General features: G+C 33.8%; 13 protein-coding genes. 4 read left to right on the top strand and 9 right to left on the bottom strand.

Features of this window, described 5'->3' with window-relative positions; translation table 11 throughout:
• Positions 1–750, bottom strand: coding sequence for a copper homeostasis protein CutC (gene cutC, locus GTK47_RS11960; RefSeq protein ID WP_165123444.1), 750 nt, complete (start codon positions 748–750; stop codon positions 1–3).
• A gap of 156 nt (positions 751–906) precedes the next feature.
• A complete protein-coding gene (locus tag GTK47_RS11955; RefSeq protein ID WP_165123442.1) occupies positions 907–1,461 on the bottom strand; it encodes a VOC family protein in 555 nt (184 codons plus the stop codon).
• Between the two features lie 172 nt (positions 1,462–1,633).
• Here GTK47_RS11955 and argS point away from each other — a divergent pair, with 172 nt between their 5' ends.
• Complete coding sequence (gene argS / locus GTK47_RS11950) at positions 1,634–3,364, top strand: arginine--tRNA ligase (protein WP_165123440.1); 1,731 nt, start codon at positions 1,634–1,636, stop codon at positions 3,362–3,364.
• A 144-nt stretch (positions 3,365–3,508) separates the two neighbouring features.
• Here argS and GTK47_RS11945 read toward each other — a convergent pair whose 3' ends face one another.
• The 3 genes from GTK47_RS11945 to GTK47_RS11935 all read right to left on the bottom strand — a co-directional run bounded on the left by GTK47_RS11945 (position 3,509) and on the right by GTK47_RS11935 (position 7,082).
• On the bottom strand, positions 3,509–3,781 hold the full coding sequence (locus tag GTK47_RS11945) for a hypothetical protein (protein ID WP_165123438.1): 273 nt from the start codon (positions 3,779–3,781) through the stop codon (positions 3,509–3,511).
• A gap of 1,024 nt (positions 3,782–4,805) precedes the next feature.
• Positions 4,806–6,341 carry a murein biosynthesis integral membrane protein MurJ gene (murJ, locus tag GTK47_RS11940; RefSeq protein ID WP_165123436.1) on the bottom strand — a complete coding sequence of 512 codons (1,536 nt, stop codon included), beginning with the start codon at positions 6,339–6,341 and terminating at the stop codon, positions 4,806–4,808.
• Positions 6,342–6,485: 144 nt separating this feature from the next.
• A complete protein-coding gene (locus GTK47_RS11935) occupies positions 6,486–7,082 on the bottom strand; it encodes a TetR/AcrR family transcriptional regulator (RefSeq protein ID WP_165123434.1) in 597 nt (198 codons plus the stop codon).
• Between the two features lie 104 nt (positions 7,083–7,186).
• Between GTK47_RS11935 and GTK47_RS11930 the strand changes: the two genes are divergently transcribed.
• Positions 7,187–7,834: a GNAT family N-acetyltransferase gene (locus tag GTK47_RS11930; RefSeq protein WP_165123432.1), complete on the top strand. Its 648-nt coding sequence runs from the start codon at positions 7,187–7,189 to the stop codon at positions 7,832–7,834.
• A gap of 97 nt (positions 7,835–7,931) precedes the next feature.
• On the opposite strand, the gene rimJ is transcribed toward GTK47_RS11930, so the two are convergent.
• On the bottom strand, positions 7,932–8,513 hold the full coding sequence (gene rimJ, locus GTK47_RS11925) for a ribosomal protein S5-alanine N-acetyltransferase (protein ID WP_075671035.1): 582 nt from the start codon (positions 8,511–8,513) through the stop codon (positions 7,932–7,934).
• 197 nt (positions 8,514–8,710) lie between these two features.
• On the opposite strand from rimJ, the gene mdtH reads away from it, so the two are divergent.
• Positions 8,711–9,913 (top strand): multidrug efflux MFS transporter MdtH, encoded by a 1,203-nt coding sequence (gene mdtH / locus GTK47_RS11920; RefSeq protein WP_165123430.1) that lies wholly within the window; start codon positions 8,711–8,713, stop codon positions 9,911–9,913.
• Positions 9,914–9,955: 42 nt separating this feature from the next.
• The gene (locus tag GTK47_RS11915; RefSeq protein WP_165123428.1) at positions 9,956–10,510 is read left to right on the top strand and encodes a lipoprotein; all 555 of its coding nucleotides are present in this window, start codon (positions 9,956–9,958) and stop codon (positions 10,508–10,510) included.
• A 109-nt stretch (positions 10,511–10,619) separates the two neighbouring features.
• Here GTK47_RS11915 and GTK47_RS11910 read toward each other — a convergent pair whose 3' ends face one another.
• The 3 genes from GTK47_RS11910 to GTK47_RS11900 all read right to left on the bottom strand — a co-directional run bounded on the left by GTK47_RS11910 (position 10,620) and on the right by GTK47_RS11900 (position 15,282).
• Complete coding sequence (locus GTK47_RS11910) at positions 10,620–11,201, bottom strand: molecular chaperone (protein WP_165123426.1); 582 nt, start codon at positions 11,199–11,201, stop codon at positions 10,620–10,622.
• Between the two features lie 257 nt (positions 11,202–11,458).
• Positions 11,459–12,067 (bottom strand): 2OG-Fe(II) oxygenase, encoded by a 609-nt coding sequence (locus tag GTK47_RS11905; protein ID WP_165123424.1) that lies wholly within the window; start codon positions 12,065–12,067, stop codon positions 11,459–11,461.
• Positions 12,068–12,315: 248 nt separating this feature from the next.
• A complete protein-coding gene (locus GTK47_RS11900) occupies positions 12,316–15,282 on the bottom strand; it encodes a hypothetical protein (RefSeq protein ID WP_165123422.1) in 2,967 nt (988 codons plus the stop codon).
• Between the last annotated feature and the right edge of the window lie 167 nt (positions 15,283–15,449).

Genomic DNA, 15,449 nt, shown 5'->3' with positions numbered 1-15,449 from the left:
TTATGCTAATGGCGCATGAATACTCATAATATCCTTCATCGCTTCAACTGTATCTTCATCCACACAATAATGTGTAAATTCATCCACTTCACTGTCAGAGCTCATTGTTACACCGGCTTTACGATAAATCATAGTTGAAGGTGCCACTTTTCCTGCTGAACTGTGTATTTCTTTTAATCCTGTATCTAGGAATTTTTGGATATTACTGAGTCTTACACCAGCCCCAGCCATAATTATAGGGCCTTGTGTTTTTTCATTTAACGTTCGTAATAACGGCAAACCTAATTCCGCGTTTGCCTGTTGTCCTGACGTTAGAATACGAGAAACACCTAGTTGAGTCAGTTGTTCTAGCGCTAACAATGGATTAATACACATATCAAAAGCGCGATGAAAAGTAATAGCTAATGGGCCTGCAAGCTCCATTAAAATTTCCATTTTAGGCAAATCAATATGCCCTTCTTCATTTAAAAGGCCAACAACTGCCCCTGAAAACCCCATATCACGGATCAAACTAATATCATTTTTCATTGCTGAAAAATCAGCTTGTGTATAACAAAAATCGCCACCACGAGGGCGAATAATAGGATGAACGGGAATACGAACCAGATCTCTGACTTGTCGTAGCATTCCAAAACTTGGCGTAATACCACCTTCTGCCGGACTCGTGCACAGTTCTATTCTGTCTGCACCTGCTCGTTCTGCTACCAACGCACATTCAGCGCCAAAACAACAAATCTCCAACGTAGCCATATCATCCCTCTCCATCCTTAATATAAAGAAAGTAATCAGAAAATAAATATCATTTCTTAGCGATTACTAACAATAGTTGTCGAATCTCGTTATTCATTCAATTCCGCCATCAGAATTTTGTGCTGACACAAGCAAACTATTTTCTGAAAGTGTCGCTCAACACTCACTTTCTACGATTTCAAGTAACGAATAAGGATGATACTTCACTGTGACTTTTCCATTAGAAATAGCCACTGTTGGATTAGGTAGACGTTCTTTCTCACCTTTAGGTTCACTGATTTTTAAGCTAACACTCTCAGGTAACGTTTGAGGTAAAAATGACATAACTTTATTCACTAAATCATCTGGTTCAACGGGGATCACTTGCTCAATATGCTCCCAACCTTGGTATTCATATTTTTTGTTTGTAGGGAAAGGTAACTCAACGATTGAAACAGATTGATTTAAAATAGTTAATGGCGTTTCTAATTGAAATAGATATATTGGCCGCCCATTAATCACATTATCAGAAATACACTTTCCACACTGACTTAATCCGGCTCGCCACTGCTCTGCTAATGTTAAATCGTGACAACGTAACGATACATGATCCGTCAGATAGAATGATAAATCTATACCCAGGCTATCGGCAAATAGTGTCATATTTTCTTCAAACAAAGAAAGCTCGTGAGTTAAATCATTTAATTGAGGAATTGAAGAAAATAACACCATTTTGAATAACCTTAATGAAAAAACAGAGAAAAAACCTTAAAGATAAGGCCGAGATGGTAGCATGTTCTAGCCGGAATATGTTATAAATTCAAGGTTAATCCTAATTCTTTATAAGAAACCTGTCAGACTTTTGTCGTCAGGTTTTATTTTCTCAATAATTTAAGGTAACCCGGTGAATATTCAGGCTTTTCTTTCAGAAAAAATCAGTGTGGCAATGTGTGCTGCTGGCGCACCCGCTGATAGCGAACCTCTTGTCCGTCAGTCAGCCAAAGTACAATTTGGTGACTATCAGGCAAATGGTGTCATGGGAGCTGCAAAAAAAATGGGGATCCCACCCCGACAACTCGCAGAAAAGATCCTAGAAAAGCTCAATATTACGGATGTTGCAGATAAAGTTGAGATCGCAGGCCCAGGTTTTATCAATATCTTTTTATCTCCACAGTGGGTTGCAAAACAAGCTGAGTACGCATTAGCAGATGAACATCTAAACGTAACACCCGTTGAACCTCAAACTATTGTTATCGACTATTCATCTCCGAACGTTGCGAAACAGATGCACGTTGGTCACTTACGCTCGACCATTATTGGTGATGCAAGTGCCCGTACTTTATCTTTCTTAGGTCACAATGTTGTTCGCGCTAATCACCTTGGTGATTGGGGTACGCAATTTGGTATGTTGATTGCGTATTTAGAGAAGAAACAGAATGAAAATGCCGCTGATATGGCGTTATCTGACCTTGAAGAGTTCTATCGTGAAGCGAAAAAGCATTATGATGAGGATGAAATATTCGCAGAACGTGCCCGTAATTATGTGGTGAAATTACAAAGTGGTGATGAATACTGCCGTACAATGTGGCGCAAATTAGTTGATATCACTATGCAACAAAACCAAGTGACTTATCAACGCCTTAACGTCACATTAACTGAAGATGACATTATGGGTGAAAGTCTTTATAACCCAATGTTAGCGGGTATTGTTGCTGATTTAAAAGCAAAAGGTCTTGCAGTAGAAAGTGAAGGTGCAACGGTTGTTTTCCTTGATGAATATAAAAACAAGGAAGGCGAACCTATGGGTGTTATCGTTCAGAAAAAAGACGGTGGCTACCTATATACAACAACCGATATTGCTTGTGCAAAATACCGTCACGAAACATTACATGCTGATCGCGTACTTTATTATATCGACTCTCGTCAGCACCAGCATTTAATGCAAGCTTGGACGATTGTTCGTAAAGCAGGCTACATCCCTGATTCAATGTCACTCGAACACCATATGTTCGGTATGATGTTAGGTAAAGATGGTCGTCCGTTTAAAACTCGTTCTGGTGGCACTATTCGTTTAACTGATTTACTCGATGAAGCTCAAGAAAGAGCGCGTACATTAATCGCTGAAAAAAATCCAGATATGGATAAAGACGAATTAAATAATGTTGCTCGCGTTGTGGGTATCGGTGCTGTTAAATACGCTGACTTGTCAAAAAACCGTACAACAGATTACATCTTTGATTGGGATCTGATGTTAAGTTTTGAAGGTAACACAGCACCTTATATGCAATATGCTTATACTCGTGTTGCTTCAATCTTCAAACGTGCAGAAATTGATGAAAATGCGTTAACACAACCTATCGCACTAACACAATCTCACGAGAAGCAACTTGCATTACGTTTAGTCCAATTTGATGAAACCATTATGCAAGTTTCTCGTGAAGGAACGCCTCACGTTATGTGTGCTTATCTTTATGATCTGGCACAAGCCTTCTCTGGCTTTTATGAAAACTGCCCTATCTTATCTGCTGAAGATGAAAACACTCGCCAAAGCCGCCTAAAACTGGCTCGTTTAACTGCGAGAACCTTAAAACAAGGTTTAGATACTTTAGGTATTGAAACTGTAGATAGAATGTAATTCATCTCTATTTTCAAATAGCAGTGATAAAAAAACCGATGGCGTTAACCATCGGTTTTTTATTATGCATTAAGTCTTAATTCATATAGCTAAAATAACACTTTAAACAATTGTCTAATCAAACTTCCAAATGCTACTTAATCATTAATCTTCGTTAGCAGTTATAACATCCTGACACAGTAGCCCTTTAATATCTTTTGCATCAATCCAACCATCTATACTATCTATTGGCTTACTAGGACTGTATAAGCGGTCATTGACATCTTTAGCGGTGAAAGCTAGCTTCTCATTAGTTTTGTCAAATGTGCCTACACAGTTAACTGGAGTGAGTTTTGAGGTATTAATTTTTCCGTCAGCAGTACAACCTGCAAGAAATAATGTAGCTAATGATACAGAAATGATAATTGCTTTTTTCATAGTAGCTCCTTGACGCTCTTATTTTTATTTTTACCAAAAACCACAAAGTGATTATTTAGTAGTCTTTAAACTAGAAATATTTAATGCTTTATAACTGCTTTGAGTATAACGAATAAATGGAGAAATATTTGAGTTATTGAGCTATTAATAAAAAAATAAGAAACTTTGAGAAGGAATAGAAAAGAGAGGGAAAAACAGAAAACAACGGCGGACAAATGAAAGCAATAATTAGTGTACCATACTGAATTCTCAGTAATCTAATTATCTATTAATAATAGATTTAGCATTAATTTCATTATTCACACGACTTATTGTTTACTGCTTATCCCCAGCAATCGTGTTACCTATTTGAAGCGCAGACAAAATAGATATGATCACTTTCAGTAGTACTGAACGATAACAAGCAAATAACTTTACAGTCACGGTTAATCTACCTGAATAAAGAAATAATAATATGTCTTAAATCAAAAAAATTAAATGTTTTAAAATATACTGCAATATTTTGAAATATTTGCAATATCTCATCATTAAGTAAGAAATATTTAACAGATGTGTCAATTTTTAAACCTATACAACACAAGAGAGTTTATCTAAAAAAAGATAATTCGTCAAACCGTAAGTGCTTAGAATATAGTGTCTATTTTTTTACTTTATGTAAAACCTCAATGAGAATAAACAAATTGTCTAAAGATATTCGATATGATTAATGTTTAGAAAAACTTATCAATATCGATTAAAAAACGTGTTTTTATGCCGAAAAACTGTATAAATCATTTAGATATTGGAAAAAAAATTTAATAAAAAAAAGAGTGAGAAAAAAGATTTTTGCTTCTTTTTCACTTTTTTTTCTTTTTAAGAGTCGCTGAACTCGCGTAACTAAATGCTAGAAGTGTGATCTATGCTGCATTATAAATAATCTAAAAATAGAGAAAGGTTCTAAATGAGGAGAATTGTCTTGATAAAAACATTGTTAATTTTGCAACTCCTCGCTTTTATACAAAAAACGAGGAGTCTGTATTATCAGTTATAAAGCACGTAGTGAAAAATGGCGAGGCCTAAATCCTAATGCATATAGAGCAACAAAATAGCTTCCCGCTCCTGCTGCTACAACTAATAACAAACGCAAGATGCGCATTAGCATACTGCCAATATCCCAACTTGGCATGATCCACAACATTCCAACTAATACAGCACCCATTACGGCAAGTGCAATAACAAGTTTCAATAAGAACACAGGCCAACCGGCTAAAGGCTGATAGATATCTTTCTTACGGATTTGCCAAAACAACATAGAGGCATTAAAACAAGCCGCAATACCGATTGAAAGTGCAAGACCCACATGTTTTAAGCTACCAATAAACGCAAGGTTCATTAATTGTGTGAGGATCAATGTGGCAATCGCAATTTTTACAGGTGTTTTAATATCCTGACGAGAATAGAAACCCGGTGCTAAGATTTTTATGATAATCAGCCCCATTAGTCCAACACAGTAAGCAATTAGCGCTTGTTGTGTCATTAATGCATCATGAGCATTAAAATTGCCATACTGGAATAAAGATGCTGTTAAGGGCCCTGATAGTACCGCTAAACCAATAGTGCAAGGCAGTGCTAATAAAAAGCACAGTCTTAACCCCCAATCCATCAGTTTTCTATACTCTTCAGTATTGCCACTGGCAAAGCTCTTAGATAATGAAGGAAGTAAAATTGTACCTAATGCAACCCCTAATACCCCTGTCGGTAACTCCATCAAGCGGTCTGCGTAATACATCCAAGAAACTGAACCAGAAACTAAAAAGGAAGCAAAAATAGTATTGATAATCAATGATATTTGACTAACTGAAACCCCTAAAATAGCAGGCCCCATCAATTTCATTACACGCCAAACACCGCTATTTCTAAATGAGATGCGCGGTAAAACAAGCATACCGATTTTTTTCAAATGTGGTAATTGATACCCGAGTTGTAATATTCCTCCCGCAACAACCGCCCACGCTAAAGCCATAATAGGAGGATTGCAATAAGGGGCGACCACTAAAGCAAAAAAGATCATGCTGACATTGAGGAGTGTCGGTGCAAAAGCTGGTACTGAAAACCGATTCCAAGTATTTAAAATAGAGCCAGTCAATGAAGCTAATGAAATAAGAAAAATATAAGGAAAGGTGATCCGTAATAGATCGGTCGTTAATTGAAATTTATCAGGTGAACTGCTAAAACCCGGAGCTGTAACATAAATTACCCAAGGCGCAGCAATAATACCAATCACAGTGACCACGGCTAAAATAAGTGTCAGCATACCCGAAACATAAGCAATAAAGGTACGCGTTGCTTCCTCACCTTGCTGATTTTTATATTCTGCTAAGATTGGCACAAATGCTTGAGAAAATGCCCCTTCTGCAAAAATACGGCGTAATAAGTTTGGCAATTTAAAAGCAACAAAAAAGGCATCGGTTGCCATACCTGCGCCAAAAATACGTGCAATAATTGCATCACGAATAAATCCTAGTACCCGTGAAAACAAGGTCATAGAACTCACTGCAGCGAGTGATTTAAGTAAATTCATAAAGTCATTCTAATTTTTGTTGAATGGAATAAAAAGAAAGGGACTATACTCCGTCTCTAACATCGAAAAATCAATCTTCAATTAGCTAGGAATACGCTGACTCTGTTTATCTTCGACTAACCAAAGCGATTAAAAAATAGCAATTTATAGTTTTGTGAGCATTTTTCTCAACATCACTTCCAGCATAGTTTGGTTCTCTCTTTCATTAAATTCAGGATCAATAACATTTCTACCCATTGAACCATCTGCAATGACTAACAGCCATGTTGCAATTTTCTCAGGCTCAAGTGTTGAGTCTATCTGCCCTTTTGTAATACCGTTTTTCAGCATCGCAATCAAACGCTGTTTGTTGTTTCTTTCATTTTCAATAAAAATCTCGTGAATGCTCGCATTACGTGAAGCCTCAGCAAAAATCTCAATGCTAATACGTGCATATTCTGGATGATTATATAGCTCTATTATTTCCTTCATTAAATCGATAATTGCTTGAATACACTCTTCTTCAGCTTCATAGCGACAAAAAATATCATCAAATAGTTGTGCATCTTCTAATGCTATCGCTTCAATAATCGAATTTTTATTTGGAAAGTAATGAAATACATTTCCTGGACTCATACCCGCTTCATGACAAATTTCTGCTGTTGATGTGGAGTGAAAACCTTTTACAGCAAAGCAGCGTATTGCAGCATCAATAATATGCTTCATTTTCGCTTTTTGTTTTTCAGTAACAGTCTTGTTCATAACATTAAAAATCTCTGGACAAAATAAATTAGACTGATTAGTCTATAAACAACTAGACCAAACAGTCTAAAAAGTTAACCCTATTATTGCAGAGTAACGATATCATGCAATTACTTAATGAACACTATCAGCTTCGTGTTGCAGAGCCTTCAGATATTCCTGAAATTATTCAATTATTTGCACAAGCATTTCGTTTTAAATTAAATGCTTTTAATATTGATAGCACTAATCCTAATCAACGTCAGCAATTAGGAGCTATTTGGAATTCATTAGCATGTAAAAAAAATAGCCAACAATTTGTTGTCACTGATAATGGAAAAATTATCGCAACATTTTGCTTAGTAATAAAAGAAAACGACTTTATTGCAAATCCCTTTATTAAAACACCATCCTTAAATTATTGGCGTTTTGGTATTACTCATTATATTAAGCAAAAGATTTTCTTTTCTTTATTTGATTATACACCAAATGAAAATGAGGCTTACTTGGCACATATTGCCGTTTTATCATCATATCAAGGTCACGGTATTGCCTACGCTATACTGGAGTGGATAACCCAATATAGTAAAGATATTCTGAAAAAAGCGTATTTATCACTTTATGTCGATATTCATCATGAAGGTGCGCTTTATTTGTATCAAAAGAATGGGTTTTATATTGAAAAAGAAGAGTCATCACGCTTAACACAGTCTATTTTCCATATTCAACATTGGTACTATATGTTGAAAAAAACCGAACAGATGGCTTATTAAATACCGCTATCATCATCGAAAAGAGGCTAAAAGCACTGACATAAAGACGTTTTTAATATAATTATAAACAGTGCTTTTCTTTCGTTATGACCAATATTTAACGTTTAAAATAAGTTCGTGTTGTTAATGCAGTCAGTACGTGATCTCGCCACTCTTGATTAATTTGTAGATAGTTTTTAGCGTAGCCTTCACGTTCAAAACCATGTTTAGCTAATAAATTTCCACTACGTAAATTATGAGGCATATAATTCGCCATAATACGATGCATTCCCTGCTGTCTCTGCATATAACGAAGTGTTTCAGTTAAAGCTTCAGACATATAACCTTGACCTTGCCATTTTTCACCGACTGAATAGCCTAAAAAACAGGCATTAAAAGCGCCACGCATAACATTGCTGTAATTAGCGACACCAATAATTTCATCTTCTTTTTGTGTTAACAGCAGAAAATGAAAAGCGCTTTCTTGTCGGTGTAATTCATTCATATATTGTAAACGGTGTTCCCAACCAGAGGGTATATAATGTGTTTTATCTCTTACGGGTTCCCACGGAATTAAAAAACGACGATTTAATGTATAATAATCAGCCAATCTTTCAGCATCTCGTTCGTATGCTAAACGAATTACCATTCTTTGTGTTTCAAAACGAATTTTAGGAATTCCGCCACGATAACCAAACATTACGATCTCATTATCCTTTGATATAAATAAGTCTAATTCTGAAGCAACTCTTCTTATTCTGCCACTAACCTTAATAAAAAAATATCATCTTTAATTTACTAGGAATTATGAACATTTAGAGACAGAATAGTCGAAGAAATAAATTATTTCATTCCCCCCTTATTTTATTTAAATTATTTGCTTATTGATGGTGAGTAATGGCGCTGGTAACACAAGCCCGTACTTTGGGTAAATACTTCCTCCTAATTGACAATATGTTAGTTGTCTTAGGTTTTTTCGTCGTTTTTCCACTTATTTCTATTCGTTTCGTCGAACAATTGGGTTGGGCTGGTGTTATTGTCGGTTTTGCTTTAGGACTTAGACAATTAGTACAACAAGGCCTTGGCATTTTTGGCGGCGCCATTGCAGACCGTTTTGGTGCAAAACCAATGATAATAACAGGCATGTTATTACGCGCTTTAGGTTTTGCTTTAATGGCAATGGCAGATCAACCTTGGATACTTTGGTTATCTTGCATTTTATCTGCATTAGGTGGAACTTTATTTGATCCGCCTCGCACAGCGCTGGTTATAAAATTAACCCGCCCCTATGAACGCGGTCGTTTTTATTCTTTATTATTAATGCAAGATAGTGCAGGTGCCGTTATTGGTGCACTCATCGGTAGCTGGCTATTACAATATGATTTTCATTTAGTATGCTGGGTTGGTGCTGGTGTTTTTGTTATCGCCGCCTTATTTAATGCTTGGTTATTACCTGCTTATCGTATCTCCACAACCCGAACACCTATTAAAGAAGGGTTAAAACGAGTATGTCTTGATAAGCGTTTTGTCAGTTATGTCTTAACGCTGACAGGTTATTTTGTATTATCTGTTCAAGTTATGTTGATGTTTCCTATTATCGTCAATGATATTGCGGGTACGCCAACGGCAGTAAAATGGATGTATGCCATTGAAGCTCTGCTTTCTTTAACGTTGCTTTATCCTATTGCTCGCTGGAGTGAGAAACGTTTCAAATTAGAACAGCGTTTAATGACTGGCTTATTTTTAATGAGTATCAGCATGTTCCCTGTTGGCATGATCCATTCATTACAAGGTATTTTCTTGATTATTGGCCTGTTTTATCTTGGTACTATTACAGCAGAGCCTGCACGCGAAACATTAAGTGCATCACTTGCAGATCCTCGCGCTCGTGGTAGTTATATGGGTTTTAGCCGCTTAGGCTTGGCATTTGGGGGCGCTATTGGATATACAGGTGGTGGATGGATGTATGATTTAGGGAATCAATTTGATATGCCTGAGTTACCTTGGTTCTTACTAGGAACCGTAGGTTTAATAACACTTTATGCGTTACATCGTCAATTTAATCGTAAAAAAATAGAAACAGCCATGCTTACTCCTTAAAGATCGGGTAAACTCTTAGTTATCAATGATCAAGGAGTGTTTATGAAAGCAATTTTTCTAACAGCTATATTAGTATTAACTAGCTTAATCACAGGGTGTGAACAGCTCAAGCAATTTGATGTAAGTGAAAACCTTATTAATGACTATATCAGTCAAAAGATAAATCTTCAGAAACATATTGGTGAAAATGAAGTTGTATCTGCTGATATTAAATTAAGTAATCTTTCCATTCAAATTGGTCGTACTGAACCGGGTAAAATTAGCCTTTCTGGCACAACAGATCTAAAAATTAACTCATTTTTAGGTAAAACAAGCGCTAAAGTTGAACTTACGTTATCAGGCCAACCTTTTTATCAAGCTGATAAAGGGGCGATATACATAAAATCAATGGCTATTGATAGTTACAAAGTCTCTCCAGAGAAAATGGATGCAGTGGTTGTGGCACTAAAACCTTATTTAGATACAACCATTACGACTTACTTTGATAATCACCCTGTTTATGTTCTTAATCCAGAAAAAAACAGTGCTGAAGCTGCCGCGTTTAAACTGGCTAAAGGAATTGAAGTTAAACCGGGTAAATTCGTGATCCAACTCTAATAGTTACGCGAGTTGATTAAAAATATTTATCGTCATTAATGAGAAAGGCAAACCTAATGGTTTGCCTTTTTTATGAATAATAAAATACTTTTACAAAGAAATATTTATATCACTCTGCTTGCGTATCTTCTGTATCGTCACTCTCTTCATCATCAGAGAGTTCTTCACGTAATGCTGATAATGCACCACGAGCAATACCTGCTAGTGTACGATAAAAGCCACTAGTAGCATGAGCTTCAACCTTACCTAAAAATGTGCCAGCCCAAGGCAGCAGATATTCATCAAATAATTCTATTTGAGCTAATACTTCATCTTCCGCTGAATTATCTTCAAGCCATGAAGCAGCAAGTAATAAAGCACCAAAGCTGTCTGTTGCATTGTCAGTAACAGGCATACCCCTTGTGACTAAAAATTGACGAATATCGTCTTCTTTGATCTTTTCATAATCATGGGCATAAACAGACACAGCTGGCGCTTCGCCACCAAAAAGGGATTGATAATCAGCTTCAACAATAGCCAAATCTTTGACACTGTTTTTTAAGGTATTAAAGAGCTCCTCTTGCTCTAATGGCCATAGCTGACTAAGTTTTCCTTCACCAATCATTGTAATAATTGGCGATAAAATAGGATCCTTAGGGCCACGCTGAAATAATGTGCCTAAAAGTCGGCAAACTATTGAGAATTCATTCATTGTATTTTTATCCTAAAAAGTTTCGTATTATTGTGCTTTTAATGGTAAGAAAATCAACTTTTTTCGTCATTTCTCTTTTATTGTTAATATTAATTTTACTATCTTTAATCGCTTAAAATAGAAAAAACGCGCTCTTATTATTAAGTCTTTTACTTAATATAAGAAACGCGCCTAATCCCATGCTACTTATCTTTTAAAGCAGTTTTATAAAAAAGTATTAAAAACGACTTTATGACAACAGCATTTTATTGTATTTTTTAACTGGCTATATCGAGAAAATTATCTCTTACACCATTCACACGAAACCATCCTGCAATACTTATTCTCTCTTTATTAGTAGGAAGTACTTCATGAGGGAACTGTTCTGAAAGGAAAACAACTAAACGCCCCCCTTTAGGAGCGGCTGTTGCAAGTTTATTATCTTCCAAATCATAAATAATTAACTCGCCGCCATCTTCTTTTTTCCAATCCTCATTAAGATATAATACTGTCGTTAATCGCCGAGTCACATTTTCTTTAAATGCATCCAGATGTTTTTTATAAAAAGCGCCTTTTTCATAACAAGCAAAATGCGCTTCATATTCAAAAAGCCCAAGAAAAAACTCACGATTTACAGCACGTTGAATAGACTCCATTTGCATTAAATAATGCTGAACGGGTGTTCCCATTTCTGGTTCTAACCAACTGATTTTATCACTACGTATCGCCGTCTCTGCCTGCCGATTTTCATGACGCCCAATACGAGCTTGTTGTGCGTTGTCACCAAAACAAGCTCGCAGTTGTTGAACAGCCTCGGGTGTAAGGAAATCATCCCATACACACCATCCTTTCTCTGCTATTTGCTCAAGAAGTTCTGCTATATTCATTAAGTATATTATCTTATTAACATGGGAAACGACTTTATACCACCAAGTTAAGTGAAACTACAATTTAATAAACTTATCTTCCCGATAACACCAATTAATCAGAATCAAACTCTACAAATAGATGAAATTGCAACATCAATAACATAATATTCTTTGTATGATACTTGAAAAAACATTTAAAAACATAGTGTTATTAATTGGTATCTTTGTTCTTAATTAAAAAACACATAAGATAAATAAATGTTTTACTAAAAATAATAACTTGTTGATATGTTTTCTAATTTCTTATCATATTTGTCATAATTGAACTTAATTTCACCTTTTATTTGATGATGAATAATTCCTTTTTTCTTCTCTAACTTCACGAGTACTAAGGGTACTGATTTTACTTTATCTGATATTTCACTAATAGACATGATATCTATACTATCTAATTTATACTCCATTCTATTTAGTTCTTTATCACATTTATTAAATAAGTTATCTAACTCATTTTTAATATTTTTTAATGATAAATATTTATTCGTTTTTATATTTTTTATCATCTCATAAAATTCATCTCTGGTATTTTTATAAATATTTTCACTTCTTTCATTTAGCTTATATTTAAAAATAGAATAAGATTCAAATTTTTCATTCATATTCTTTTTTTCTTGTGAAGATAAAATCATCTTTTTCTCTTTTAGATCTAATAAAAATTGCTGTAATTTACGTTTTTTAACACTTAGGCTATCTAAGTATTTAGAAACTTCAGCACTATAATTAGTAACATCATCATGATTATCAGTATCATCAATATAATTTATAAAATTATCTTTATGTATTTTATCTATGGTTTTCTTATTCGATAACATTTTCAAATAAACACTATCAAGTTTATTAATAGTTTTATTAACATTAACACTGGTGGGATGCTGATCAAATAATTTATTTGTTTTTAAGATACGCTTATATATATCTTTTAATTCTCTTCTATTATTTTCAAATTCTTTTTCATCTTTTAACTTTTTACTATCAAAAATATTTATATTAAATAAATTATTAATTTTCTTTTGTAGCATAAATTCAAAATTTTTCATTGTTGCAAGTGGGTACCACTGTATCTCATTAGTCGTGCGTGTTGTTGATGGAAAAAATTTTAAATCCCTATAAACATCAATAAGTATTTCAAACAATTTCAAATCAATTACAGTGTCTTTTTCAGCGAAGTCTATTTTTCCATAGTCAAAAAATTTATTAATATTTATATTTAATTTTAATAATGATGCAATAGCACTTGTCCCTACTGCATTTCTCGGTATTGTAGCCTCTATATTACTACCTATTTTTAAATTCACATCAGCGCTAAGTTCGCTTCTGATATCAAAACTTATTCCAGCTGATATATTTTTATTATCATTAAATGTTGTATGATTTTCCAGTTTACTTGAACTAATATCTAATTCTTTATCAATAAACTCAACAACATCATTCAAATCAATTTCAAATGAAAAATTAGATTCTCTTTCATAATTTAAACTAAGATATGTACTCGCCAGTATTGGTGTCATAACACCATAATCTGTATTGCTTTTTTGCCATCTTTTTTTATGGCCACCAATACCGGCAGATAATCCAACAGATAAATCTGCTTCTTTTTTATTTATAAATGAAAACTTTACTTGATTATTTTCATTTTTCGAAAGTGTTAATGAATGAGTTTTTGAATAACTCGCTAACAAAAAAACATTAACGTTAATTTTTTTGGTTAAATTAAATGCACTTGTACCAAAAAAAGCACGACTGCTATTATCATTTGCAATGGTAATACTATTTTTTTCTTTTAGATCTTTAACTATAGAATAAACAACTTCCCCTTGAGTCTTTCGATTACTAATTCCGCTAACATAGTTATTTAATACCGCATAAAGTGATTCTTTATTTGCTTTAGCACTATGTAATGCTTTATATTTATCATCACATGGTGTTGTTGACGTATTAAGAAATCCTTTTATATTGGAAAAAAGTCCTCTAAATCCAGGATCAACACTTTTAACAATATTTAATTTCATTGTTTTATAGTTTTTTAGTGCTCGTTGCTGTTTAGCTTTACCCACATGTATTCTAAAATTATCAATTACCGATGAAAAAAATGGAATATGACGACTACTGAAATTACCGGCACTTTGAGAAGAAAATGGTTGCCCTGAGTGGTAATTATTATAGTTATTCTCTCCAACCAAGGAATAAAATGATAATGGTGGTTGCTGTTCTAGTCTTCGAATTTTATAATCATAATCCTTAATTGCAAATATTAAAGAAGGATTCATATAGTATATTTTTGTTTTCTCTTCTCTATCAACAATTATTTGAATTTGATCACTTACTGGTTTAATTGCCACTATTTTGTCTTTGGGTTTTAATGGCAATTTAACTAGATATTCTTTATCCTTTGAGTCCACCTCATCTTCAGATAAAGTTGCAGGTAAACCAGAAACAAAAAGTTGGTTATCTTTCAGCGATATTGTAAATCTCAAACCTTGTCTATTAACTTTTAATATATTATTTTCTTGTTGCTCCACAATGTTATTTAGACTAGACAGGTCATGTTTTTCAGTAGGATCAGGTGTATATTCTTCACATGCAATATGAATATTTCCCAAACCATCATCTAATGATTTTTTATCCGTGACTTTATCTTGTGTTTTTTTATTCGATCTATTATCTGATTTTCTTTCATTTAAATCATATTTATTCTCAATCTTATTAAACTTTATTTTATATAATTTATTACCTGTCTCTTTATTTCCGTTAACATAATTACCTATTCGTTCACTTCCAATTAAGTCCTTATTAGAATCAACATAAATTTCTTTAAATTTCATCAACGGGTTATCTTTTTCTTTTATATGAAAACCATTATAAACAAATCCACCTTTAATATGTTTCTCAATTTCGCCCATGATTAAATCTTGAGTTTTCCCTCTAATTAGTAATAATGAGCCATCTTCTTCTAATGTAACCCCCATATTGTTAAATACAGTATTATTTGTCGAACCCAAATAGATATAATTATTTTTATTCATTGAATTAAAACATTTTTTTTCACTGTTTTTATTTTTCCTATATGTATTATCACTATTATTTAAAGCGTTTACAGCAGAATTTTTACTTTCTTTTTTATCACCATAAACTCCAGCATGGATAAGTTTAGCCACAATTATGTTATTCGCCATTTTTCACCTCAAAGACTAAGATTTGAGGTAATAATCAGCAAGATAAACGGTAAGTGATATCTATTTATAGTCAGATTTTTATTACATAATATAAATAAAAGAGAAAATGATGTTTTTTGAAAGCTCAGACAAAAAAATAGGCGAAAAACTAAATTTTATCGCCTATT

This window comes from Proteus sp. ZN5 (assembly GCF_011046025.1).
Lineage (GTDB): Bacteria > Pseudomonadota > Gammaproteobacteria > Enterobacterales > Enterobacteriaceae > Proteus.
Note: the sequence above shows the minus strand (reverse complement) of the source record. Positions and strands in the feature narration are given on the sequence as shown.

Coding starts and splice junctions, on each gene's coding strand:
- cutC (WP_165123444.1), bottom strand. CDS start 750: ATGGCTACGTTGGAGATTTGTTGTTTTGGCGCTGAATGTGCGTTGGTA.
- GTK47_RS11955 (WP_165123442.1), bottom strand. CDS start 1,461: ATGGTGTTATTTTCTTCAATTCCTCAATTAAATGATTTAACTCACGAG.
- GTK47_RS11945 (WP_165123438.1), bottom strand. CDS start 3,781: ATGAAAAAAGCAATTATCATTTCTGTATCATTAGCTACATTATTTCTT.
- murJ (WP_165123436.1), bottom strand. CDS start 6,341: ATGAATTTACTTAAATCACTCGCTGCAGTGAGTTCTATGACCTTGTTT.
- GTK47_RS11935 (WP_165123434.1), bottom strand. CDS start 7,082: ATGAACAAGACTGTTACTGAAAAACAAAAAGCGAAAATGAAGCATATT.
- GTK47_RS11930 (WP_165123432.1), top strand. CDS start 7,187: ATGCAATTACTTAATGAACACTATCAGCTTCGTGTTGCAGAGCCTTCA.
- rimJ (WP_075671035.1), bottom strand. CDS start 8,513: ATGTTTGGTTATCGTGGCGGAATTCCTAAAATTCGTTTTGAAACACAA.
- mdtH (WP_165123430.1), top strand. CDS start 8,711: ATGGCGCTGGTAACACAAGCCCGTACTTTGGGTAAATACTTCCTCCTA.
- GTK47_RS11915 (WP_165123428.1), top strand. CDS start 9,956: ATGAAAGCAATTTTTCTAACAGCTATATTAGTATTAACTAGCTTAATC.
- GTK47_RS11910 (WP_165123426.1), bottom strand. CDS start 11,201: ATGAATGAATTCTCAATAGTTTGCCGACTTTTAGGCACATTATTTCAG.
- GTK47_RS11905 (WP_165123424.1), bottom strand. CDS start 12,067: ATGAATATAGCAGAACTTCTTGAGCAAATAGCAGAGAAAGGATGGTGT.
- GTK47_RS11900 (WP_165123422.1), bottom strand. CDS start 15,282: ATGGCGAATAACATAATTGTGGCTAAACTTATCCATGCTGGAGTTTAT.